Raw genomic sequence first — 24,585 nt, forward strand, 5'->3', positions numbered from 1 at the left:
GCAAGGTTCAAATTGATAAGTATAACTTATTTTGACTCCCAATAGATGTTATTTAACTACATATAATTAGCTAATTAAGGGGCTTTATTATAATTATCAGCTGTTTTTCTGTTTGTGGATTTAGTATCTATATTGGTGTGAAGGAATAATGAAATTTGATTTTTTAAATGAATTATTTTATCCTTTTTAAATATATATTATCACAACTATTTCCGAGCCTACTTCCGGGAATTATAAAACACGACAAGAAATTACACAGCAAACTTGGTTAGAGAAAACTATTCAATGGTACTTTTGTTAAACCAAAACAGGTTTAACAAAGCTTTTATATTTTATCATGAAAGGGGTTTTTAAGTCATTGAAGAAGTGGACATTGAAAATATTCGCGGCTATTTGATGGGGTATTACGTGATGGAATAACGCTTGTAGTTTAATTATAATTAAACAGCCTTACTTAAACCTGTAATAGAAAAATGCGATATTCTAGACTAAAAAACAGTGTATAACAACTTTAACTTTATTAAAATTATTTTGTTAACTGTCTGTGGTACAGAAAAAAGCGGTAAATTTAATTGTTTGATTACCATTATTTTCTTAAAATTATCAAGATGAAATTTGGAAATATTTTTGTAATAGCTATTATATTTTTGACGCAATCTTGTTCCAAAGCACGGGACAGTATAAAACCTAAGATCGGCACCGTGACGGAAAGCGTTTATGCTTCAGGAATCATAAAAGCGGATTATCAGTACACCGTGTTTTCGACAGTAAGTGGTGTTTTACAAAAGATAAGTGTCGTTGCAGGACAGTATATTAAGGTAGGACAATTGTTGTTTGATATTGAAAGCGAAAAAGCAGCATTAAATACAGAAAATGCGCGGTTAGCTTATCAATTAAGTGAGGAAAGCAGCCGCTACATCAAGGATAAAATCGCTGAAATGGAATTAAAAGTCCAGTCGGCTAGGGACAGAATGACCCTCGATGAGTCCATATTCAACAGGAATAAAAAGATAAGAACTCTTGAGGGCATCTCGGAAATTGATTTTGAGGTGATTGAACTAGCATACAAAAGTTCCAGACTCAATTACGAAACTACCAAAAAACAATTGGCGCAACTCCGAGCTCAATTGGACAATGAGCAAAGACGCAATAATGTCAACCTTAAATTAAATCAAAAGTTCCAAAATGATTATAGTGTAAAAAGTGCTTTTGCAGGCCAATTGTTTGATGTTTTGGTCAAAGAAGGGAGCTTAGTAACAACTCAGACTCCACTTGCGATTATTGGGAAATCAAATGCTTTTGTTTTAGAACTTGAAGTGGATGAAAATGATATGGTGCAGGTGGCTCTGGGCCAAAAAGTACTCGTGACAATGGATAGCTATAAAGCCGAAGTCTTCGATGCGACAGTGGATAAAATTTACCCTATAATGGACGAGCGTTCCCGAACATTTAAAATTGAGGCACATTTTAAAAATCCGCCAAAAAAACTATATCCTAATCTCACTGCAGAAGCTAATATCATCATTCGTACAAAAGATAATGCGATCACAATTCCCAAAAGTTATTTGATAGACAACGAATATGTTTTGGTCCATAAAAACGAGCGGAGGAAGGTAAAAATTGGCCTGACCGATTACCAAAAAGTCGAAATTTTGGAAGGTTTGAAGAAAGATGAAACCATTTACAAACCCAAATAATGAACTTTAAACTTATTTTAAACGTTGCTTTCCATTTACTTAGAGCCAGACTAAAACAGACCGTGGTTGCTGCAGTAGGGGTAACTTTTAGTATTGCTATGTTTATCGCTTTGGTCAGTTTTATGAACGGCTTAAATGAATTATTGGATGGACTAATGCTTAATAGAACGCCTCATATCCTCTTGTATAACGAAGTAAAACCCTCTGAAAATCAGCCACTGGATCTATCTAAAGACTATAAAAACGGGACGAATTTTATCAATTCAATTAAGCCAAAAGATAGAGGGAAATCGATATATAATGGCAAGGCCATAATCAAAGTGTTAAAGGAGGACCCTCGTGTCATAGACGTTGCGCCCAAAGTCACCTCGTCCGTTTTGTTCAATTCGGGCACTATCGAAATTGCGGGCTTTGTTAATGGTATTGATATTATTGCAGAGGACAAACTCTTTAAGATTAGCGATTACATTAAAGATGGGAAAGTTATTGATTTACAGCAGAACAACAGTATTATAATTGGTAAAGGATTAGCGGACAAAATGCTGCTTACAGTAGGTGATATTATAAAGATATCAACTTCCAACGGGAATTTGGTATCGTTGAAAATTGTTGGTTTGTCTGAAATCGGAATTGCTGAGATCGACAATGTGATTAGTTATACCTCTTTGGCAACAGCCCAAAAGATATTGGGACAACCAACGAATTATATTACAGACATTCAGCTGAATTTGTATGATCAGGAATCAGCAGCAGCCGTAGCGAAAGAATTTCATAAAGCATTTAATTTAGATACTATAGATTATCAAACTGCAAATTCCCAGTTTGAAACAGGTAGTACGGTAAGGAGCATTATATCCTATTCAGTTGGAATTGTGTTGCTGATTGTAGCTGGGTTTGGAATTTATAATATTTTAAACATGATGATCTATGAAAAAATGGATAGTATTGCCATTCTTAAAGCCACTGGATTTTCAGGAAATGATGTAAAAGGGATCTTTATCTCATTGTCATTAATCATAGGGTTGACGGGAGGTGTTTTTGGATTATTATTTGGATACATCTTTTCTTTTATTATCGACATGATCCCTTTTGAAACGACTTCTTTGCCCACGGTAAAAACATATCCCATCGATTACAATGTACTTTATTATATAATAGGGATAAGCTTTGCACTATTTACAACAGTTATAGCAGGTCTTTTTCCAGCTTTGAAAGCGAGCAAAGTAGACCCAGTAGAAATTATTAGAGGAAAATAAATATGGATAATAATACAGTTATACAAACCATTGGTTTAACCAAATATTTTTATGATCCTGTGAAATTTAAGGTGATTAAAGAAATAGATTTAAGTATTAATCATGGTGAATTTGTTTCTATTGTGGGCAGATCTGGTTGCGGTAAATCCACTTTACTGTATTTACTTTCTACAATGGATACAGACTATGAAGGGGAATTGTATATCCATAATGAACTCGTAACTGGGCAAATGGATTCTAAATTAGCAAAGATTCGAAACGAGAAAATTGGTTTTGTGTTTCAATTTCATTACTTGCTAACGGAGTATAATGTTTTGAAGAATGTAATGCTTCCTGGCCTAAAATTAGGAAGGTATTCTAGTGAGGAATTAGAAACTCGTGCCATGGGTCATTTAAAAACCTTGGAAATGGAAAAGCATGCGCTTAAAATGACAAATCAGTTGAGCGGTGGGGAGAAGCAGCGCGTGGCGATAGCTCGAGCATTAATCAATGATCCTTTAATTATTATGGGAGACGAACCTACTGGCAATTTGGATAGCAAAAATGGGGAACTCGTGTTTGATATCTTTAAAAAATTGGCGGTAGAGTTTAACCAAACGATACTAATTGTTACCCACGACACTGATTTTGCCGATAAAACAGATAGAATAATTACAATGGAAGATGGCAGGATTCTTTCATAACAACACCTACTGTACTATAATGTCATGCTTTGCCAGTAATCCTTTTAAACCAGCGAGAGAAAACTGTGCTTTTTTGAGTTTTGTTCTTGCAGGGTCGATCGTGTAATTATAACTACTTCTAAAATCGGCTTTGTTGGCAATTGCTTTTTCAAATTCAGCGCGATACAAATCACAATTATCAAAAATAGCGTCAGTTAAATCAGCACTCATAAAATCCACAGCCAGCAGACTACAATCCATAAACGTGGTGCCTTTCAGCTTCAAGGTGTAAAATTTGGAGAAATCCAAATTGCATTCTTTAAAATGGATTTCAAAAATAAGTTTGTCGCACATGGAAAAATTGATTTCCGTCATTTTGCAATTATTAAAAAAAACAGTTCTTAATGCAACATGATTTATTTTTGAAGCATTGAAATTGCAATCGTTAAAGCTGCAATCAATGAAGGTTACTGCGACAAAACTGCAAAGGGAGAAATCGCAGCGATTAAAAGTGCAGGATTCAAATTCCTTGAAATTGACTTCGTCTTCAGCATAAGTGATGTCATTGTATTCTACGTCAAGGTTATATTCAGGCATTGTATGGGTTGGAATTGCTTAGGCAAAAAGAGATTTTTACGAGGGCTAAATTATTGTTTAATTGTGTAAAGGGCACTATCTATTGGCTCCTGTTTTCAGTTTTATTTAGGGTTAATTAAAAACTGGAATTTGTTTTTAAATGGATTCGGTCCAGATATTTGTCCAATAACTCACCTTGTTTGAACATCTTTTTGTAAAGGAGTTCAGTAGTGTTGCGTTCATAATAAATTTCAACATAAAAAGTGTTTATTGCATACAGTTCGATAGCAATATTATCTTTTAAATACAGATCTACATAGGCACCTTTTTTCCAGGTTGCAATGTATTGTTCTTCTTCTGAAAGTTTTAAAAAATCAAAAAGTTTCATGTATAGCAATTTTTAAAGTTTTATCCCAGCTTATACTTTTCAGTTTACGACAGTACTAATGCTAAAAGTAACATTATAGTTGTTATCAAAAAAAAATAGAACACAACAGTTTTCAAATTTGTCCCGCTTCAAATATAGTGAAAAGCAGTAATTGATTTATTTGAAATGTGTGGAAACTTCTGTTAGAAATATCACTTTCTCTTAAGTCGATAAGCTTTGCTGGCTTGTAATCTCTTTTTAATAATACAATCTAAAATCGAGTAGTTTACAAAGAGCATACTGTTTTTGATGCAACTCTTCTACAATTGCGATGATGTTATCTTCATCCTGACATAAACTGAAGAAAGTTTTATCTAAATTCATGCTGGTTAGTCTATTGAATACCGTTCCGTAACCCGAAATGGCCCGCGCGCCTGTAACATCTATAAAATATTGCGCTTCTTCCTCGCTTAATTCTAGTGCTTTGGTGTTTGCAAAATGTAAAATTTTACCAGTTAATTTCCCTTCAAAAAGCTCGGCTATTTCATCTATGCTATAGTAATAGTCATTCAGGCAAATGTTATTTTCTTCCCCCTCCATGACTAAATAGATTATTTCATAATCTTTAAAATTATGGTCGTCGTAACGCAAAGCGTTTAAACTTTCTTCTAAACCTTCAGTTGTATCGCAGGTTTTGTAAATACTGTTTATGCCATATTCAATTGCTATTTGCTCTAAGTTCTCAACAACGTCTCGACTACTGCCAATTTCAATATCCGTAACAGCTTCTAGGCAGAAAACAAATTTATCATGATCCAAGTAATTCTGTGGGTCTAAGCTTTGTAATTTCATATTACAAAGCTACTAAAGATTGAATTTTCTTGTTAGTATTTATTGTTAAATAGTTATTAAGGGATTGGGTTTAACTTCGCATTTTATGAAATTATAAAACTCATAATTAATGGAGTTCTGATATTTTTTATTTTGGTCTAGGAATATGTCGAGGAATTTGAGTAATCTCTCTAAAATAACAACAATATCTGCTAGACTTTTTTGGCCCTAATTTCAGGATACCAAATATTCGAATAGATTTGATAGCTATGCTGAAGATTGATTAATATTAAAAAGAAAATGAATTTAAGCTAGTCTATTATGACAGAGCGAGTAAATAAAGAATTAGAATACCTGTTAGTTTCCTTTTAATCGCTTGGCTATTTTTAAAAGTAGACGCTTTCCGTCTCTTTTGCTTTTTGGAACTTCAACTGCTTTTAATCCGGATTCAGTTGCAATAAATTTATAGCTAAAAGCAAATTGAGGGTTTTCTGGATTGTCATTTAACAGTCCAAATCGTAAATCATTGAAATATAAAGATTTGTTTTTTTGAGAGATAATATACCACCCTTCACTTGCTTTTTTTAGTTTTTCAAAATCTGAATTTCCATTTAACTGCGATTCTAAAGCTTTGTTCTTTTTGTAGTTTGTAAAAGTGATAGCTTGGCTGTCTAATAATGAATAGTCAGATAATAAATAACTAGCTTCGGTCGCTACATTAGCATTCCATAAAATGATATTGAAAGCTGTGGGTTTTACAATAATTTCAGAATAATGGATTCCCTGTTTATCCAATGCTTTTTCAAATTGGTGCAAAGCATATAGTTTTATAGAACAAGATAAAAGCAGATAAAAACTACTAATGAATAGGCCTTTAGTTATGTGTTTTTTGCGAACTATAGCATCTTTTGTTTTCCAAACCATAATCAATGCAATGATAAGCGGAATAGTGTAGAGCGGATCTACTACAAAGATTATTTTTAGTGCAAATCTATAGTTTAAAGGCCATAAAATTTGTGTTCCCCAAGAGGTAAACATATCTAATAATACATGGGTAAACAAGCACCAGAAAACCATATTGGATGCGTGAAGGAAGTAAATTCTGTTTTTTTCTGTTTTTGCAACAATCCAACCTCGAAAAGACTTACAACCCCTTTTTTGTTTTTAATTTCTTTCATAAATGGTTTTCAACTGCGTACCATTAAACGATTTTGCAACAAGGCAAACGAAAAAAGGCAGAATAATAAAAGTACTAAATTCAAAATAATAAAAGTAGAAAGCACGCCTTTAAAAAAGCTTGCTCTGATTAGCTTATCAACAAGTAAACGTATCCTCGAAAGAGTATTAAGATGGCTAGAGTCTAAAACTTCAAGTGAAAAAAGTAAGCTGAATACCTATGAATTGGGTGCGGAGGGACAAGTGGTTAGTATACTTAAATTGATTAACCTAGCTATTATAAATCTACGAGTATTTCCAAATATAGGAATGATGCGGATATAAAAGCGAAGCGGATATGCAAATAAAACCCGCAGTATTAGTTAAGCAACATTTTTAAAAATATCTTTCTGTTTCCAGAATTCTTCAATTGTTTTATAATCTAAATTAGAGTGCCTTCTTTTTCTGTTGTGCCAAATTTCAATAAATTCAAATATATCAAGTTCCATTTGTTCTTTTGATATAAGCTTATTACCATAAATTTGTTCCGTTTTCAAAGTCTTAAAAAAACTTTCAACCACTGCATTATCCCAACAATTCCCTTTTCTGCTCATGCTCCTTGTAATCATTTTATATGAATCGATCATATTGGTAAACTTCTTTCTGGCATATTGAATTCCTCTGTCCGAATGAAATACCAATCCTTTTTCAACACATCGATTTTTGATTACCATTCTCCAAGCAGCCAAGAAAGTCTCTTCTACACTCATTCCATTGCTTAAAATCCAACCTATAATTTTTAGATCATAGAGGTCTAAAACACTTTTTAATTATAAAAACCCTTCTTTTACTCGGATATAAGTGATGTCTGACACCCAAACTTTTGACGATTCTGTAACTGAAAATTCTCTATTTAAAATATTCGGTACAATTAAGTACTTGTGCTTAGAATTAGTTCTAACCTTGAATTTCTTACTTAATTTACTTCTTAGTCCTAGTTCTTGCATGTATTTGGCAACTGGAATTGCTTCGCCTGTTCGAGCAGAGCTCTCGGGTCTTGGTAATTTAGTGCCTAGAGAAGCTAATTCTGCTGTTATTGGTGGACTTCCATATCGCTGTTTTGAATCAAAATAAATGGAAATTATCTTTCCTTTCACAAGTAAGACTCTTTGTTTTCGCTCTGAAACGCACTGGCTTTTCCAATGATTATAACTTCTTTCTCCCACTTGCAATATTTTGCACATCTTTTCAATCGGAAATATCTTTTCATGGTTTCTAATGAAAGTCTATATCATCGACCGTTTTTGGAAAAGATGCCTATTGCTTTTTTTAATATATCACGTTCTAGTTCTGCATCTTTAAGTTTTCTTTCAAGCTCTGAAATCCGTTCCTGTTCGGGCATTTGCTTTAAATTGCCGTTACCTGGAAAACTTCCTTGTCCGAACCCTTCATACTCTTTTCGCCATTTATACAATTGTGTAGCAGAAATACATAATTCTCTGGATAGTTCTAAGATATTGGCTCTCTCCTAACTCAATTGAACTGCTTTCTCTTCGAAAACGCGGTCATAAATTTTTCGATTCTTTTTCATAATTTAAAATTAGTGTTTTTATTCTTAACTTTTTATGCGGGTAAAGTTAGCACGCCCACTAGACACAATTAAATATTTTTTTAGTTGAATGTGTAGCTATTTATAAAAAATATTCACGTAAAAAATTAATTTCAAGATGGTTAAAAACATTTGGAGTTCGTTATAACCTATATGTGGTGATAAAAGTTTAGTTAATTGTGAATTGAAAACATTAATTAAATGTGTGTTCAGTCAGTTTTTTTTAACATTATACTTTATTATCAGAGGGTTTATAAATGATTAGTGCGGTGGAATGCTAATTATTATTTTCACGGGTAATGATTTTTTTATGATGCATAATTGTTGCTTTTATTTTAACATATATTTATATCAGTTTGTATAATTAGAAATAATTGCTACTTCAACTCTATTTAAAATGAATCGAAAATATTTTTTTATCTAATATAAAAACCTTCAAAATGAATAGATCAAAACTTATTGGATTTTGGGTAGGGATTTTAGTCCTTTTAATTTCAATATTAATAACTCCACCAGAAGGAATGAGACCTGAGGCTTCCAGGGCATTGGGTGTTGCTTTACTGATGGCCATTTGGTGGGTAACTGAATGCATACCAATTTATGCTACAGCTTTTGTTCCAATTGCATTATTTCCATTGTTAGGAATTCTTGAAGCTGGGAAAACATCAGAAAATTATGGGCACAATTATGTAATAATGTTGTTGGGCGGTTTTTTTCTTGCTAAGTCTATCGAGATTAGTGGTCTTCACAAAAGAGTAGCTTTATACATTATAAAAAAAATTGGATCCAGTAGAAGAAGAATTATGTTAAGTTTCATGATTTCAACCGCATTTTTATCCTTTTGGATTGCAAATGTAGCTGTGGCCTTGCTTATGTTACCTATTGCACTTTCGATTATTGAAAAAGAAGAACAAAACACACAAAAAAAATCTCAATTTGGGATGGCTTTAATGTTATCGATTGCATATGCAGCAAGTATTGGAGGCACAGGGAGTTTAATAGGAACTCCAACTAATCTTGTGTTTGCAGGAGTATTTTCCAAAATGTTCCCTGAATTACCTGAAATTGATTTTCTTGAATGGATGAAAATAGGAACTCCAATAGTAATAATAATGTTACCCATAACTTGGTTTTATCTAATAAAATACTTTAAAATAAGGGGAAACTTTGTAGGTAGTAAGGGAATTATTAATGAAGAAATCAGATTATTAGGTGAAATTTCTACTATGGAAAAAAGAGTTTTTGGAATTTTTATTTTTACAGCGATGGGGTGGATCTTCCGAAGAGATATAGAGTTAAATAGTTTTGTAATTCCGGGATGGACCTCTCTCGTAGGATTTGAAGATTATATCCAGGACTCAACAGTCGCTATCATCTCCGCATTATTATTGTTTTCGATACCCTCAGGGGATAAAATTTGTAAGTCAAAAAGACTTTTAGATTGGAATGCTGCTTCAACTGTTCCTTGGGGTGTTGTTATGATTGTCGGTGGGGGTTATGCACTTGCGGAATCATTTAAACAAACTGGCTTAGCGGCATACTTGGGCACGACTTTAATCTTTATTAGTAACTATCCTTCTATCTTGGTATTGATTATCGTAATAACACTAATGATTTTTATAACAGAAATAAACAGCAATACTGCAACCGCAAATATATTTCTTCCAGTACTAGCTTCAATGGCAATTGCGGCTCACATCAACCCACTATTACTCATGATACCTGCAACATTTGCTTGCTCATTTTCATTTATGCTTCCGTCAGGCTCAGGAACAAACGCTGTTATTTTTGGTAGTAATAGAGTTAGTATTTCCGAAATGGCTAAATGTGGATTTGGGCTCAATTTTTTATGCATAATATTATTAACAATATTGATGTACGGTTATGTATTACCAATTTTAAATCTGTGACAAATTTATAAGTTTAAATTATAAACACGATTAGACTTAGCTCCTCTTAGTCATAAAATATTTAACAAAATTTAATATTAATTAAATAGCTAAAAAAATGAATTTTTTTAAAATAATAATTGTCAGCATTTTGTTTTACACTCCATTACTAATTACTGCACAAGAGACAATTCCTATTATCAAAAATTTATCAGTGCTAAATAGGGATAAGATCGGAGTGAGTAAGTATTGGTTGGAAATGGGTACAAATACCTATAATCAACCACTCTTAGTTCCAGTTGTTGTAATTCAAGGCAGCTCAGACGGCCCAACATTGGGATTGACTGCCGCTATACATGGTGATGAATTAAACGGGATACCTATTATTTTTAGTATTGTAGAATCTATTAATGCAAACCTGTTGAAAGGTAGAATCATCGCAATTCCCGGTCTAAACGCAGTTTCTGTTCAATTAGATGAAAGGAGATTTATAGATGGCGAAGATTTAAATAGAATCTTCCCTGGTAAAAAAAATGGAAGCAATAGCGAGCAATATGTTTATAAAATTAGTCAAAGCATACTCCCTTTTTTTGATATTCATATAGATATGCATACAGCCAGTTTTGGCAGAGTCAACACCATGTATGCAAGAGCTGATTTATCAAATGATACACTAAGAACACTTGCAAAACTCCAAAAACCTGATATTATTTTGGATAGTAAAGAGTCTTCAGTGGGGTCTGCATCTGCTAGAACAATGAGAGCCGAAACAGTTTTGAGAAAAATCCCAAGTATTACAGTTGAATATGGAAACCCTCAGGTGTTCCAAGATGAAATGACAGATAGAGGGCTGAAAGGGATATTGAACACACTGGGTTGGATGGATATGTATGGAAAAATTAAATTACAAGATGTCGAAGATGAAGCGACTTACTGTAAGAAGTCATATTGGATTTACATGGAAGAAGGTGGGATGCTTGAAATTAAGGTAGGATTAAATCAACAATTAATTAAAGGCGAAAAAATCGCAGTTGTCAGAAATGCTTTCGGTTCAATAATAAGGGAATATTTAGCTCCTGAGGATGGGGTAGTTATAGGAAAGAGTACAAATCCAGTAAACATGAGTGGAGGAAGAATTATTCACCTTGGTATTATAAATAAATAATCATTTGGTAACTATTTTGCTTAAGACGAGCTATGGTTTTTATAAGCCCTGTCTCATCTTAAAACAAGTTTTTTTTCTTTTACGTTTATTTTACTCTGTCGCAAATATTCAAGACCATTATTATATAAACTGATTATCTTTTAAAACTAGATTTGCTCTCAGTTTACCAGATACTGAAGAAACAGTGAAATCGTAATCCATTATTAATTTTATAATTCGGAGCTGAGAGTATATGCTTCATTAATGCTTTTAGCTAAAGTATTTTAACAAAAATTTAGGATATTATAGAAAATTGTATATTTTTGTTTTTGTATGCTTACTCAACTAAAAGTAAATAATAACGTTATATTTTGGTTAATAATAAAGACAAATTTTTATTAGTAGATTTTAGAAATGGCGACGAAAAGGCTATGAGAAAACTTTACACGCTTTATTATCTACCATTGTGTTATTTCAATCAAAAAATAATTAACTATTCTCAAGAAGCGGAAGATATTTCAACTGAATCATTTTTGAAATTACTACAAAAAAGAAAAGATTTTGAAAGTCTTGCTGAAATAAAATCTTTTTTATTTACCGTATCTAAAAATGCTTGTTTGGACTTCTTAAGAAAGGAAAAACGACACAATAAATTCAATCAGGAAATTTCTCTATTATCTCCGTTGGAAGAATTATTTATAGATCAGGAAATGATTTCGGCAAAAGTGTTGCAGTCCGTCTACGCCGAAATAGAAAATCTACCCAATAAATGCCAGCAAGTTTTTAAATCCATTTACATAGAGGGCAGCAGTACTTCAGAAATAGCTAAAGAAATGGGAATAAGTGTTCAAACTGTTTTAAATCAAAAGGGAAAAGCACTGCGGAAAATCAGATTGGCTTTGAGTTATGAAAACCTGTTTTCTATTGCTATTCTTTTAAAGACTTTGTCCTTAATCGCTTTAGATTCGAAAAAATAAGCACTAGAAGTCAAATATTAGTTGCTATTTTTTCAAGGTAGGAAGAGAAGGACTCCAGTTAATCCTCTTCCGTCAACAAAGTTACCTTGATTAACTATAAACAATCATAGAGTACTGAATTTGATCAGTAATCTATGATTTTTTTGTTTTACTCTCAATGTAAAACTTTTTTTGATAAAAAGTTGCTTTAGGATGGTTAAAAACATTTTGAGTTCGTTTTAGTTTAAATATAATAATACAACGTTAGGTTTATGTCAAATATACAGCCCCAAATGGATGAGTTAATTATCAAGTTTCTTAACGGAACACTTGATAGCAATGAGCGCACTATACTTGACGCGTGGGTTAAGGCCTCAGATACTAATACAAAAGTATTTGAAAATTTGACAAATAAAAAATGGGTCACAACGGAGATTGGAAAAATTTATTCATTTAGTAAAAATGCAGGATGGAGTGACATAGTCAAAACATTACATTTTGAAGCTGAGAATTCGTCCAAAAAATATTTACGGTATAAATGGGCTGCAGCTGTACTACTTTTTGTAGCATTAGGCTCTGGATATTTGAGCTATCTAAGTAGTAGTTCAGATTTATATGAAATGAAAGAAGAACAAATGGTTATGGATGTACTAGCTCCAGAATCTAGTAAAGCCCTACTGACACTTGCTGATGGAACAAAAATTATTTTAGAAGAAGCTTCAAATGGTAAATTAGTTGCAGAAGGTGATGTTCAAGTGACAAAAACTGAGGAAGGCAAAATAATCTATGAAGATACTAAAAACAATGGTAGTACTGTTGCAAACGAAAATACTTTATTTGTTCCAATGGGAAGTAAACCGGTACAATTGGTCCTGTCTGATGGCACAGAAGTATGGTTAAATTCAGGATCTTCCTTGACTTACCCATCTAAGTTTGTTGGTTTCGATAGAAAGGTGAAAATGGCAGGAGAAGTTTTCTTTGACGTGGCCAAAATTCCCGCAATGCCATTTAAGGTTGTATCAAATGGAATTGAAACGCGGGCTTTGGGAACGCAGTTCAATATTAATGCTTATTCAGACCAACCTATGACCAAAATAACCTTGATTGAAGGAAGTATTAAGGTAGAGCTCAAGAAAAACAACAATGTAAATGAACAATTAATTATTAAGCCAGGTCAACAGGTAATAGGGGTAGATGAGTTGAAGTTAATAGATCGCCCAAACCTAGACGAAGTTATGGCTTGGAAAAATGGAAAGTTTCATTTTGAAGGAGCCAATATTAGGACAATTATGGGACAAATATCCAAATATTACAATGTTAATGTTGAATATAGAGATGATATAAATTATTCTTTTGTTATGAAATCATCTAGATCGGTACCAGTTTCAGAATTGCTCAAAGTAATGGAGTTAACTGATTTAGTACGTTTTAAAATTGAAGGAAATAAGATTATTGTATTGGGAAACAAAAAATAGGAAGGACAATTATTCCCTCTCTTAGTCTCTTTCTGTAAAATGGGATACTTTGATTTTAAATAAAACCAAAGTTATGAAGTTACATTCAAATTGCAGCTTTCGTCTGGAAGATGGAAGCAAAAATTTTAAATAGCGTTAAAGATGAAAATTACTTTAGTCCTACTATTTATAGCTACAATGCAAGTTTGCGCCATAGGAAAAGAACAAAAGGTTAGCCTGAAGTTTAAGAACGTCGACATACTGACCGTTTTTAGAGCAATCGAAAAGCAAACCAATTTTAGTTTCGTTTATGGAGAGGAGCAATTGGCGCGAACAAAAAAAATTGACCTTTCACTACGTAATGAAAAATTAGAAATTGCTCTAATACTTATTTTTAAAGAGCAGCCTCTTACTTATACTATAATGGGGAGTCATATTGTGTTAAAGGAAAAAACAACTACAATAATCGGAAACGGAAGATTGATTTTTCCAATTACAAAGCAAGTAAATGGTAAGGTTACCAATGAAATGGGAGAGCCGCTGCCTGGAGTCAATATCCTTGAAAAAGGAACTACAAATGGTATGCAATCTAATATTGATGGGAAATTTTTCATCAGTGTGTTAAATAATAAAGCTGTGTTGCAAATGAGCTTTATAGGTTACAAAACTATAGAAGTCCCTGTGAAAGAAAAGGACACACTAGAGGTCATATTGACAGCGGAGGAACAAACTTTAGATGAGATAGTCGTAAATGTCTCTGGTTTTAAAGAAAAACGCGATAACATGGCTTCCTCTTATTCAGTAATCGGTGTAGAAAGTATATCGGCTGCCAAAGAGCCAACCTTAATTAATAGTTTGGCAGGTAAGGCTGCAGGACTATCAATTACAGGTAGTAGTGCTGATCCAGGAGCGGGGTCTAACATTCAGATAAGAGGTGTTAGTTCTATCAATGGAAGTTCTCCGTTAATAGTAGTTGATGGTATTCCACTTAATAATAGCAATCTTGAAGGGTTAGCAAGTGCTGCTGACGGTGGAGTTTCTCAACAGTCGCGATTAAATGACATCAACCCGGATGATATCGAAACCATTCAAGTTTTCAAAGGTGCTTCTGCAGGATCTTTATATGGATCTCAAGCTTTAGGTGGGGTGATCGTAATCACTACTAAAAGAGGAAAAGCAGGTAAATTGAAGGCGTCATTAAGCTCTACTGTTTCTATTGATCAAATTAACAGAAGACATTCTTTACAAAGTAATTATGGTCAGGGTGCAGCGGGAAAATATAGTGCTACAGCTGCGAATTCATGGGGAGATAAAATATCAGATAGAGTTGGAGGAGATGATGTAGTGAATACTTCTGGAAGGTATTTTGAAGCAGCAGATGGTACACTATATTATCCGTTAATCACTAAGAATTCTAAGGACGTATATCATGATAGTAATTTTGATCAAGTCTTTCAAGATGGAATGGCACAAGATATTAAATTAAGTTTATCGGGAGGGAATGAGAAAGGAACGTTCTATTTCAGTGCTTCACATCTAGATCAAGAAGGTATAATGAAGCAAAGTAATTATTTTAAAAACACAATTACTTTTGGTAATACTTACAAATTTAACGACTGGTTAAATACTTCAGCTAAAGTTTCTTATATCAATAGTTCTTCAAATAGAATACAACAAGGGTCAAATACGGCAGGGATTTATTTGGGTTTGTTACGCAATCCTGCTGATTTTGATATTAGTGATTACATTGGCACTTATTATGACAATGTAGGTACTCCGACACCTTTAAGGCACAGAAGTTATAGAAGGTATTTGGGAGATACTGCAAACCCGACTTATAATAATCCACTGTGGACTATTAATGAGCAGACTAGTGAAACAACAGTAGATAGATTTTTTGGGTCGATAGATTTTAATATTAAGGCTACGCCGTGGTTAAATTTCGTACTAAGATCAGGGCTTGATACTTATAATGATGACAGAGTGTATTTTTTTCCAATGTTCTCAGGAGACGGAGCTAATAGCGGAAGGTACCAGAACGAAATTTATAAAAATACAGAGTTTTCAGCTGATTTAATCTCTTTGATGAATTTTAATTTGACTGAAAAGCTGTCTGCAAAAGTAACGCTAGGAAGTGCTATTAATGATAGAAAAAGAAAACAAATCTATGTCGAGGCTATTGATTACCTTTTTAACAGCAGACTTAAAAACCCATCAATTGCGTCTCTTAGAGATGCGCAAGAGCAAAATAGAAGGATTAGAAACGTCCGGTTTTATGGTCAATCCAGTTTTGACTACAATGATCTATTGAATCTAAATTTGGGACTTACCTATGAAGATGCGTCATCTAGTGTAAAGTCAATAGTTTACCCTAGTGTTGAAGTTGGTTTTAAATGGAGTGAATTACTTCAATTAGATAACGATAGTCCACTTTCATTTGCAAAGCTTCGTTTAGCTTACGGAGAGGTTGGTTTGGCTCCTGATCCACATGGTTGGGAAACTGGATATGAGAGTGCAAGCTATTCTGGGTATTCAGACGCCATTTCTTTAACTGCTTTTGGCGGAGGTTTTAGATTGAATGATGATCAAGGAAATCCCTATTTAGAATTTGAAAAAAAGAAAGAATATGAGGCTGGATTAGATTTCAGATTCTTTAGAAATAAGCTGAAGCTGTCTGGGACTTACTATTTTAATAAAACAGAGGATATGTTACTCCCGATTTCTTTAAATCCCTCTTCTGGATTTGATAGTTTGTTAGGTAATGTGGCTTCACTTCAAAATAATGGTTTTGAATTTGAGTTTGACTATAATTTTCTAAAGAAAAAGGACTTCTCATTAAACTTATATGGTAATATTTCAACCAATAAAAGTGAAGTTACAGATTTGGCAGGTGTAGCATCAGTTGATTTTACACCAGGTTCTTCGATAAAATCAGCTGCAGTTGTAGGCCAGCCAGTGGGTGTTTTATTAGGAAGTGCTGCATTGCGCAACAGTGATGGTTCGTTTGACTTAGATGCTAACGGATTTCCACAATTAGACACAACGGGAGATAAAGTCCTTGGAGATCCAAATCCGGACTGGAGAGGTGCTGCAGGAATAAGAGCTAATTATAAAAACTTTTCATTAAACGTATTGTTTGATACTAGTCAAGGCAATGATATTGGAGAACGTACAAGATATGTATTGTATGGTTTTGGTACACATGCTGATGTTGGTAATGAAGTAACACTGACTCAAGATCTAAAAAACTTCAGAGGTACTGTTATTCCCGCCGGATCTACAGTAAGGGGAAATGTTAAAGATTATGGCAGCGGTCCTGTATTGTTAGATGAAAGTTGGTACACTTCACTTGGAGGTGGTTTTGGAGGGTCTGTGATTAATGAATTTGCGATAGCAGATGCAAGTTGGACTCGGTTAAGAGAAATTAGTTTAAGTTATAGTTTAAGAGGTACACTAATAAAAAAGACAGGTATGGAGTCTATTGATTTATCAGTAACTGGGCGGAATTTAGCGTTATGGACTAAGATTAAGGGAATTGACCCAGATGTTAATCAATTTCGAACAGGTGTAGCCAAAGGATTAGATTATTTTACGAATCCAAGTTCAAAGTCTGTAGTTTTTGGAATGAATATTAACTTTTAGAGTAAATAATCTAACTGACGTATTAAATAATTAAGCCAAAGAATTATATAAATATGAAAATTAAGTATAGCCAATTATTTTGTTTTGTATTATCACTAGTTTTAGTTGCTTGTACAACAGTAAAGGAAGTTGTGTTTAAGACACCAGTAGATACAACGTCAAAACATATAGAAATACAAAAGAAGCAAACTTATCAGTTACAGGATATGGGTGTTTTTGCGAGTAATGATTTCGATGGGGCGCGTTTAAACGGTTTTATTAAAGAAAACGATAGTACTGCAGTAGTTGTAATAAATCCTGAAAATGTACCAATAAATAATAGTGCCTATTATGCTTTTAGCACTTGGTCAACTGATCCGAAAACCTTTTATTTTAAATTCAAATATCCAGAAGGCTATAGTCATCGATACATCCCTAAGTTAAAGATCGAAAATAACTGGGCCATCCTTGACTCCTCTTTTATCTTTAAAAAAGATAGTATTGTAACTATTCAATTAAACTTGAGTAAAGATCCAATTCTAGTTGCCTCGCAAGAAATCGAATCCTCGTCAGACGTCAAAAAATGGTACACAGATTTAATAAAAGGAAAAGAGGATTTAGTTAAACTAAAAAGTGTTGGAAAATCTAAACAGGGTAGAGAATTACCAGTATTAGACATATATAAAGGAGCGAAAAAAGAGAAAGAAATTATAATATTATTGACGCGTCAACATCCTCCAGAGGTTACGGGGTATTATGCGTTTCAAAGTTTCCTGCAAACAATTTTAAATGAATCAAAAATTTCAAAAGAGTTTTTAGATCGATACAGAATTTTAGCTTTTCCGATTATAAATCCAGATGGAGTTGATATGGGACACTGGCGGCATAATGCAGGAGGAGTCGATTTGAATAGAGACTGGTCTAAATACAAGCAGCGTGAAATAAAAAATATTGTTGCATTTGTAGATGAAATTATAAGAAAGGATTCTGGTAAAATAATACTTGGACTTGACTTTCATTCTACTTGGCACGATGTTTTTTACACAAATAAAACTAGAAAGGGAACTTCACTTCCTCATTTTATTGAACATTGGTTTGCAGCTCTGGAAGAAAAAATACCCAACTATAAAGTTAATGAAGAAGCCGCAAATAGTAAAAAGCCCGTCTCTAAAGGCTGGTTTTTATATGGTCACAAAGCAGTTGGAATTACCTATGAAATTGGAGACGCAACACCTAAAGAATCTATTGAACTTTTCGGCAGGGTATCCGCCGAACAAATGATGAGTATTATACTAACCAAATAAATATTAACTAAACTAAAATTAACATGATTAAAAAACTTATTTTATGTACGTTAACCGTATTTTTATCAAGCGGTTTTCTGTTTGCGCAGCGCGCAGTGAAGGGGTCTGTAAGTGACAATGCGGGGCCATTGCCAGGAGCGACAGTATCTGTAAAAGGGGGGTCAATTGCTACCACAACTGATTTTGACGGAAAATTTTCCCTTAATGTTTTAAACAATAATACGGTATTGCAAGTGAGCTATATTGGCTACAAAACTATTGAAGTAGCTGTTGGAGAAAGAACCACCTTAAATATCACTTTGTCTGGTGATGCACAAACTTTAGATGAGATAGTCGTAAATGTCTCTGGTTTTAAAGAAAAACGCGATAACATGGCTTCCTCTTATTCAGTAATCGGTGTAGAAAGTATATCGGCTGCCAAAGAGCCAACCTTAATTAATAGTTTGGCAGGTAAGGCTGCAGGACTATCAATTACAGGTAGTAGTGCTGATCCAGGAGCGGGGTCTAACATTCAGATAAGAGGTGTTAGTTCTATCAATGGAAGTTCTCCGTTAATAGTAGTTGATGGTATTCCACTTAATAATAGCAATCTTGAAGGGTTAGCAAGTGCTGCTGACGGTGGAGTTTCTCAACAGTCGCGATTAAATGACATCAACCCGGATGATATCGAAACCATTCAAGTTTTCAAAGGTGCTTCTGCAGGATCTTTATATGGATCTCAAGCTTTAGGTGGGGTGATCGTAATCACTACTAAAAGAGGAAAAGCAGGTAAATTGAAGGCGTCATTAAGCTCTACTGTTTCTATTGATCAAATTAACAGAAGACATTCTTTACAAAGTAATTATGGTCAGGGTGCAGCGGGAAAATATAGTGCTACAGCTGCGAATTCATGGGGAGATAAAATATCAGATAGAGTTGGAGGAGATGATGTAGTGAATACTTCTGGAAGGTATTTTGAAGCAGCAGATGGTACACTATATTATCCGTTAATCACTAAGAATTCTAAGGACGTATATCATGATAGTAATTTTGATCAAGTCTTTCAAGATGGAATGGCACAAGATATTAAATTAAGTTTATCGGGAGGGAATGAGAAAGGAACGTTCTATTTCAGTGCTTCACATCTAGATCAAGAAGGTATAATGAAGCAAAGTAATTATTTTAAAAACACAATTACTTTTGGTAATACTTACAAATTTAACGACTGGTTAAATACTTCAGCTAAAGTTTCTTATATCAATAGTTCTTCAAATAGAATACAACAAGGGTCAAATACGGCAGGGATTTATTTGGGTTTGTTACGCAATCCTGCTGATTTTGATATTAGTGATTACATTGGCACTTATTATGACAATGTAGGTACTCCGACACCTTTAAGGCACAGAAGTTATAGAAGGTATTTGGGAGATACTGCAAACCCGACTTATAATAATCCACTGTGGACTATTAATGAGCAGACTAGTGAAACAACAGTAGATAGATTTTTTGGGTCGATAGATTTTAATATTAAGGCTACGCCGTGGTTAAATTTCGTACTAAGATCAGGGCTTGATACTTATAATGATGACAGAGTGTATTTTTTTCCAATGTTCTCAGGAGACGGAGCTAATAGCGGAAGGTACCAGAACGAAATTTATAAAAATACAGAGTTTTCAGCTGATTTAATCTCTTTGATGAATTTTAATTTGACTGAAAAGCTGTCTGCAAAAGTAACGCTAGGAAGTGCTATTAATGATAGAAAAAGAAAACAAATCTATGTCGAGGCTATTGATTACCTTTTTAACAGCAGACTTAAAAACCCATCAATTGCGTCTCTTAGAGATGCGCAAGAGCAAAATAGAAGGATTAGAAACGTCCGGTTTTATGGTCAATCCAGTTTTGACTACAATGATCTATTGAATCTAAATTTGGGACTTACCTATGAAGATGCGTCATCTAGTGTAAAGTCAATAGTTTACCCTAGTGTTGAAGTTGGTTTTAAATGGAGTGAATTACTTCAATTAGATAACGATAGTCCACTTTCATTTGCAAAGCTTCGTTTAGCTTACGGAGAGGTTGGTTTGGCTCCTGATCCACATGGTTGGGAAACTGGATATGAGAGTGCAAGCTATTCTGGGTATTCAGACGCCATTTCTTTAACTGCTTTTGGCGGAGGTTTTAGATTGAATGATGATCAAGGAAATCCCTATTTAGAATTTGAAAAAAAGAAAGAATATGAGGCTGGATTAGATTTCAGATTCTTTAGAAATAAGCTGAAGCTGTCTGGGACTTACTATTTTAATAAAACAGAGGATATGTTACTCCCGATTTCTTTAAATCCCTCTTCTGGATTTGATAGTTTGTTAGGTAATGTGGCTTCACTTCAAAATAATGGTTTTGAATTTGAGTTTGACTATAATTTTCTAAAGAAAAAGGACTTCTCATTAAACTTATATGGTAATATTTCAACCAATAAAAGTGAAGTTACAGATTTGGCAGGTGTAGCATCAGTTGATTTTACACCAGGTTCTTCGATAAAATCAGCTGCAGTTGTAGGCCAGCCAGTGGGTGTTTTATTAGGAAGTGCTGCATTGCGCAACAGTGATGGTTCGTTTGACTTAGATGCTAACGGATTTCCACAATTAGACACAACGGGAGATAAAGTCCTTGGAGATCCAAATCCGGACTGGAGAGGTGCTGCAGGAATAAGAGCTAATTATAAAAACTTTTCATTAAACGTATTGTTTGATACTAGTCAAGGCAATGATATTGGAGAACGTACAAGATATGTATTGTATGGTTTTGGTACACATGCTGATGTTGGTAATGAAGTAACACTGACTCAAGATCTAAAAAACTTCAGAGGTACTGTTATTCCCGCCGGATCTACAGTAAGGGGAAATGTTAAAGATTATGGCAGCGGTCCTGTATTGTTAGATGAAAGTTGGTACACTTCACTTGGAGGTGGTTTTGGAGGGTCTGTGATTAATGAATTTGCGATAGCAGATGCAAGTTGGACTCGGTTAAGAGAAATTAGTTTAAGTTATAGTTTAAGAGGTACACTAATAAAAAAGACAGGTATGGAGTCTATTGATTTATCAGTAACTGGGCGGAATTTAGCGTTATGGACTAAGATTAAGGGAATTGACCCAGATGTCAATCAATTTGGATCAGGTGTAGGCAAAGGATTAGATTATTTTACGAATCCAAGTTCAAAGTCTTTAGTTTTTGGAATGAATATTAACTTTTAAAATAAATCAAGATGAAAATATATATTAAAAAAATTATATGCTTGACGTTACTATTATCTTTATTTGGTTGCGATCAGTATCTAGATATTAACGAAGATCCAAATGTATCTACGGATGTTCCTGCAGAATTGTTATTAAAAGGGATGGAATTGGCTGATGTTCAAATACAATCAGGACACCTAATGCGTATTTCCCAATTTTGGACAGGACAAATGCGGGGCGTCGATAATTTGTATGGACGAATTAATAATTATATTATATCACCTGAAGACTCTAATGATGTTTGGGCTTTTATGTACCATGGAATTATGACTCAGAACGATGTTATTCAAAAAAACTCAGAAGATGAGTTGGTTAAGGGCATTGCAAATATAGTTGAAGCACACGGAATTGGAACTATGGCTTCTATGTTTGGAGATATTCCATATTCTAAAGTTGGTGTTGAAACAAAGGCCGCATTTGACAGTCAGATTGAAGTTTTTCAAGCTGCTCAGGTATTGCTTACTTCAGCAATCACCCAATTAAGTAGCGTTTCACCTTCTCGAAAATTAAGTAATGATGTTTTATTAGGAGGTAATCCTGTTGCTTGGATACAAGTTGCTAATACTTTAAAAGCACGATACTATTTAATGACAAGACAATATCCTGAGGCTTATCAAAGCGCTCTTTTAGGAGTCACTTCAAAAGTGAATTCACTTAGATACGCAGCCGCATTTACTGGTTATGGATCTACAATGGAGAATAGTAATCTATATAATTTAATTTTAACGGGAAGTAGATCGGGCGACCTTACATCAACAGGTTCTTTCACTCAAGATTTATTGGATGTTTCAAAAGTCTCATCAAGAAATAATAATAAAACCAATGAGAGTAGAAGGCGAGATTTTTTAATACTTGATCAAGCAGGAATTAAGAGTAATAGATTTAGTGCAGCTAATGCTCTAATGCCTTTAGTCTCTTATGAAGAAAATTTATTAATTTTAGCGGAAACAGGTTTTAGAACTGTCGGATTCAACGAAGGGGTTTTACGTTTAAATGCCTTAAGAAGTTATTTAGTTTCAGGAAATGTTTTTGCCGGAGATCCTACTCTTTCTCTAAAATATGACGCTTACGTATCTACTGATTTTGATGCTGGTGGAATTGAAAATAAAGATAATATAAGCTCTAATAAAGCGCTATTAAGAGAAATCATGGAAGAAAAATATGTTTCTTGTTTTGGTACATTAGTTCCTTTCGATGATTTTAGGAGAATTCGTTCAACAGATAATGATATAGCTATGCCTATTCCTATCAATTCTGGTAGTTCTTATCCTGAGCGATTTTTAATTTCTCAAGATGAAATAAATGGAAATGAATTTGCTCCGTCACCAATTCCTGGATTATTCGTCAAAACACCGGTAAACGAGTAAAATTACAATTTATTTAGATTAGAGGTTGTTATGCAACCTCTTTTTTAAATTTAGATCTAAAACAAAGGAGTTATTAAGGTAGAGACTTTACTGTTTTAATAATAAAAATCTAATTTATAATTAAATGAAAAACATTTTAAAAGTGATCATTGTTTTTTTTAGCATTATAATGAGTACAAGTAATTATGCCCAAGAAAACAATGCTATTCAAAATAAGTATAGAGACCAATTATCTAAGTTAATAAAAAATAAAAAGGTTAAAACGGCATTTGAAATTATTGAACACAATGATGAACAGACCATCAAAGATATGATTCAATTAACAGAAGTATTAGCTCCTCCTTTTAGAGAATCAGAGAAAGGGTTATTATTTAAAAAAATGATTGAAGAAGCTGGGGCTGATAAAGTTTGGATTGATGAAGAAGGTAATGTTTTAGCTTTACGTAAAGGCAAAACAAGTGAAAAATTAGTGGGTTTAGATGCTCATTTAGATGTTGTGTTTCCCGAAGGAACTAATGTGAAAGTAACTAAGGTGGGGGACACGTTAAAAGCGCCTGGCATTGGTGATGATACAAGAGGGTTATCAATGATTATTAGTGTTTTAAAAGCATTAAATCAGTCTAAAATTGAAACTCAAAATGACATTCTCTTTGTAGGGTCCGTTGGTGAAGAAGGTTTGGGCGACCTTAGAGGTATGAAATATTTATTTAACAAGTCTAATTTAAAAATAGATTCTTGGATTTCAATCGATGGAGGTGATATAGGCCGTATAAATAATGCGGCATTAGGATCAAAAAGATATAAAGTTACCTTTAGAGGAAAAGGAGGTCATTCTTGGGGAAGTTTCGGATTAGCAAACCCTAATCACGCTCTTGGAAAGGCGATTGATTATTTTAGTCAAGAAGCAGCTAAATATACCAGTAATGGCGAAAAAACAAGTTTTAATATTGGTAGGATTGGTGGGGGAACATCTATCAATTCAATTCCTTTTGAATCATGGATGGAAGTAGATATGCGGTCTGTTTCTTCTTTGAGACTTGAGGAAATTGAGAATATCTTTAAGGAATCGATAACTAGAGCGGTAAAGGATTACAATGCTTCAAATATAAAAGATGAAGTCACTTTAGAATTAGATAAAATAGGTGAACGACCTTCTGGGGAGTTGTCAAAAGACCTTCCTTTAATTCAAAGGGCTATGGCCGCGACACTTTTGTTTGGTGAAAAACCTGAATTAACAATTGGCTCCACTAATGCAAGCATCCCTATATCTAAAAACATACCTGCTATTTGTATAGGAAGGGGTGGTGAAAGCGGAGGTGCGCATTCCTTGCATGAGTGGTACCTGAATAAAAAAGGAGCAGAGGCTATTAAACTAGCATTATTAATTACTTTATCTGAGGCTGAATTAATTAACTAAATCAACAA

At 33.8% G+C, this 24,585-nt stretch carries 20 protein-coding genes; 12 read left to right on the forward strand and 8 right to left on the reverse strand.

Features of this window, described 5'->3' with window-relative positions; all coding sequences use genetic code 11:
• Positions 1-608 precede the first annotated feature (608 nt).
• From ACEN2H_RS10005 to ACEN2H_RS10015, 3 genes are read left to right on the forward strand one after another with little or no spacing between them, the layout of a single operon-like run.
• The gene (locus ACEN2H_RS10005) at positions 609-1,697 is read left to right on the forward strand and encodes an efflux RND transporter periplasmic adaptor subunit (RefSeq protein ID WP_441732199.1); all 1,089 of its coding nucleotides are present in this window, start codon (positions 609-611) and stop codon (positions 1,695-1,697) included.
• Positions 1,697-2,953 (forward strand): ABC transporter permease, encoded by a 1,257-nt coding sequence (locus ACEN2H_RS10010; protein WP_441732200.1) that lies wholly within the window; start codon positions 1,697-1,699, stop codon positions 2,951-2,953. The genes ACEN2H_RS10005 and ACEN2H_RS10010 overlap by 1 nt, the downstream gene beginning before the upstream one ends.
• 2 nt (positions 2,954-2,955) lie before the next feature.
• Positions 2,956-3,636 (forward strand): ABC transporter ATP-binding protein, encoded by a 681-nt coding sequence (locus tag ACEN2H_RS10015; RefSeq protein ID WP_441732201.1) that lies wholly within the window; start codon positions 2,956-2,958, stop codon positions 3,634-3,636.
• Positions 3,637-3,642: 6 nt separating this feature from the next.
• On the opposite strand, the gene ACEN2H_RS10020 is transcribed toward ACEN2H_RS10015, so the two are convergent.
• From ACEN2H_RS10020 to ACEN2H_RS10055, 8 genes are all read right to left on the reverse strand, one after another.
• A complete protein-coding gene (locus ACEN2H_RS10020) occupies positions 3,643-4,212 on the reverse strand; it encodes a pentapeptide repeat-containing protein (protein WP_441732202.1) in 570 nt (189 codons plus the stop codon).
• Positions 4,213-4,327: 115 nt separating this feature from the next.
• Positions 4,328-4,579: a hypothetical protein gene (locus ACEN2H_RS10025; RefSeq protein ID WP_441732203.1), complete on the reverse strand. Its 252-nt coding sequence runs from the start codon at positions 4,577-4,579 to the stop codon at positions 4,328-4,330.
• A 237-nt stretch (positions 4,580-4,816) separates the two neighbouring features.
• Entirely contained in the window at positions 4,817-5,377 is a 561-nt protein-coding gene (locus ACEN2H_RS10030) for a DUF6642 family protein (protein ID WP_441732245.1), read from the reverse strand.
• A 369-nt stretch (positions 5,378-5,746) separates the two neighbouring features.
• The gene (locus tag ACEN2H_RS10035) at positions 5,747-6,466 is read right to left on the reverse strand and encodes a metal-dependent hydrolase (RefSeq protein ID WP_441732204.1); all 720 of its coding nucleotides are present in this window, start codon (positions 6,464-6,466) and stop codon (positions 5,747-5,749) included.
• A complete protein-coding gene (locus tag ACEN2H_RS10040) occupies positions 6,430-6,567 on the reverse strand; it encodes a hypothetical protein (protein WP_441732205.1) in 138 nt (45 codons plus the stop codon). Before ACEN2H_RS10040 ends, ACEN2H_RS10035 begins: the two co-directional genes overlap by 37 nt.
• 360 nt (positions 6,568-6,927) lie before the next feature.
• Positions 6,928-7,314: a transposase gene (locus ACEN2H_RS10045; protein WP_441732206.1), complete on the reverse strand. Its 387-nt coding sequence runs from the start codon at positions 7,312-7,314 to the stop codon at positions 6,928-6,930.
• Positions 7,315-7,374: 60 nt separating this feature from the next.
• Positions 7,375-7,788 (reverse strand): hypothetical protein, encoded by a 414-nt coding sequence (locus ACEN2H_RS10050; RefSeq protein WP_441732207.1) that lies wholly within the window; start codon positions 7,786-7,788, stop codon positions 7,375-7,377.
• A gap of 47 nt (positions 7,789-7,835) precedes the next feature.
• Positions 7,836-8,018, reverse strand: a complete 183-nt coding sequence (locus ACEN2H_RS10055; RefSeq protein ID WP_441732208.1) for a hypothetical protein — start codon at positions 8,016-8,018, stop codon at positions 7,836-7,838.
• A 575-nt stretch (positions 8,019-8,593) separates the two neighbouring features.
• Here ACEN2H_RS10055 and ACEN2H_RS10060 point away from each other — a divergent pair.
• The 9 genes from ACEN2H_RS10060 (at position 8,594) to ACEN2H_RS10100 (ending at position 24,577) form a co-directional block, all read left to right on the forward strand.
• Positions 8,594-10,063, forward strand: coding sequence for an SLC13 family permease (locus tag ACEN2H_RS10060; RefSeq protein ID WP_441732209.1), 1,470 nt, complete (start codon positions 8,594-8,596; stop codon positions 10,061-10,063).
• Positions 10,064-10,193: 130 nt separating this feature from the next.
• Entirely contained in the window at positions 10,194-11,207 is a 1,014-nt protein-coding gene (locus ACEN2H_RS10065; protein ID WP_441732210.1) for a succinylglutamate desuccinylase/aspartoacylase family protein, read from the forward strand.
• 350 nt (positions 11,208-11,557) lie between these two features.
• Positions 11,558-12,163: an RNA polymerase sigma factor gene (locus tag ACEN2H_RS10070; RefSeq protein WP_441732211.1), complete on the forward strand. Its 606-nt coding sequence runs from the start codon at positions 11,558-11,560 to the stop codon at positions 12,161-12,163.
• A 251-nt stretch (positions 12,164-12,414) separates the two neighbouring features.
• A complete protein-coding gene (locus ACEN2H_RS10075; protein ID WP_441732212.1) occupies positions 12,415-13,617 on the forward strand; it encodes a FecR family protein in 1,203 nt (400 codons plus the stop codon).
• 141 nt (positions 13,618-13,758) lie between these two features.
• On the forward strand, positions 13,759-17,238 hold the full coding sequence (locus ACEN2H_RS10080; RefSeq protein ID WP_441732213.1) for a SusC/RagA family TonB-linked outer membrane protein: 3,480 nt from the start codon (positions 13,759-13,761) through the stop codon (positions 17,236-17,238).
• Positions 17,239-17,291: 53 nt separating this feature from the next.
• Entirely contained in the window at positions 17,292-18,521 is a 1,230-nt protein-coding gene (locus tag ACEN2H_RS10085; RefSeq protein WP_441732214.1) for a M14 family metallopeptidase, read from the forward strand.
• Positions 18,522-18,544: 23 nt separating this feature from the next.
• Positions 18,545-21,751: a SusC/RagA family TonB-linked outer membrane protein gene (locus tag ACEN2H_RS10090; RefSeq protein WP_441732215.1), complete on the forward strand. Its 3,207-nt coding sequence runs from the start codon at positions 18,545-18,547 to the stop codon at positions 21,749-21,751.
• Positions 21,752-21,762: 11 nt separating this feature from the next.
• Positions 21,763-23,160, forward strand: a complete 1,398-nt coding sequence (locus ACEN2H_RS10095) for a SusD/RagB family nutrient-binding outer membrane lipoprotein (protein ID WP_441732216.1) — start codon at positions 21,763-21,765, stop codon at positions 23,158-23,160.
• A gap of 124 nt (positions 23,161-23,284) precedes the next feature.
• Positions 23,285-24,577, forward strand: a complete 1,293-nt coding sequence (locus ACEN2H_RS10100; RefSeq protein ID WP_441732217.1) for a M20/M25/M40 family metallo-hydrolase — start codon at positions 23,285-23,287, stop codon at positions 24,575-24,577.
• Positions 24,578-24,585: the final 8 nt, after the last annotated feature.

This window comes from Flavobacterium sp. W22_SRS_FP1 (assembly GCF_052113685.1).
GTDB lineage: Bacteria > Bacteroidota > Bacteroidia > Flavobacteriales > Flavobacteriaceae > Flavobacterium.

Excerpts from the sequence above, each read along its gene's own strand:
- ACEN2H_RS10020 (WP_441732202.1), bottom strand. The coding sequence starts at position 4,212 with ATGCCTGAATATAACCTTGACGTAGAATACAATGACATCACTTATGCT.
- ACEN2H_RS10080 (WP_441732213.1), top strand. The coding sequence starts at position 13,759 with ATGAAAATTACTTTAGTCCTACTATTTATAGCTACAATGCAAGTTTGC.
- ACEN2H_RS10035 (WP_441732204.1), bottom strand. The coding sequence starts at position 6,466 with ATGGTTTTCTGGTGCTTGTTTACCCATGTATTATTAGATATGTTTACC.
- ACEN2H_RS10015 (WP_441732201.1), top strand. The coding sequence starts at position 2,956 with ATGGATAATAATACAGTTATACAAACCATTGGTTTAACCAAATATTTT.
- ACEN2H_RS10010 (WP_441732200.1), top strand. The coding sequence starts at position 1,697 with ATGAACTTTAAACTTATTTTAAACGTTGCTTTCCATTTACTTAGAGCC.
- ACEN2H_RS10090 (WP_441732215.1), top strand. The coding sequence starts at position 18,545 with ATGATTAAAAAACTTATTTTATGTACGTTAACCGTATTTTTATCAAGC.
- ACEN2H_RS10040 (WP_441732205.1), bottom strand. The coding sequence starts at position 6,567 with ATGAAAGAAATTAAAAACAAAAAAGGGGTTGTAAGTCTTTTCGAGGTT.
- ACEN2H_RS10095 (WP_441732216.1), top strand. The coding sequence starts at position 21,763 with ATGAAAATATATATTAAAAAAATTATATGCTTGACGTTACTATTATCT.
- ACEN2H_RS10085 (WP_441732214.1), top strand. The coding sequence starts at position 17,292 with ATGAAAATTAAGTATAGCCAATTATTTTGTTTTGTATTATCACTAGTT.
- ACEN2H_RS10100 (WP_441732217.1), top strand. The coding sequence starts at position 23,285 with ATGAAAAACATTTTAAAAGTGATCATTGTTTTTTTTAGCATTATAATG.
- ACEN2H_RS10005 (WP_441732199.1), top strand. The coding sequence starts at position 609 with ATGAAATTTGGAAATATTTTTGTAATAGCTATTATATTTTTGACGCAA.
- ACEN2H_RS10060 (WP_441732209.1), top strand. The coding sequence starts at position 8,594 with ATGAATAGATCAAAACTTATTGGATTTTGGGTAGGGATTTTAGTCCTT.
- ACEN2H_RS10025 (WP_441732203.1), bottom strand. The coding sequence starts at position 4,579 with ATGAAACTTTTTGATTTTTTAAAACTTTCAGAAGAAGAACAATACATT.
- ACEN2H_RS10045 (WP_441732206.1), bottom strand. The coding sequence starts at position 7,314 with ATGAGTGTAGAAGAGACTTTCTTGGCTGCTTGGAGAATGGTAATCAAA.
- ACEN2H_RS10075 (WP_441732212.1), top strand. The coding sequence starts at position 12,415 with ATGTCAAATATACAGCCCCAAATGGATGAGTTAATTATCAAGTTTCTT.
- ACEN2H_RS10050 (WP_441732207.1), bottom strand. The coding sequence starts at position 7,788 with ATGTGCAAAATATTGCAAGTGGGAGAAAGAAGTTATAATCATTGGAAA.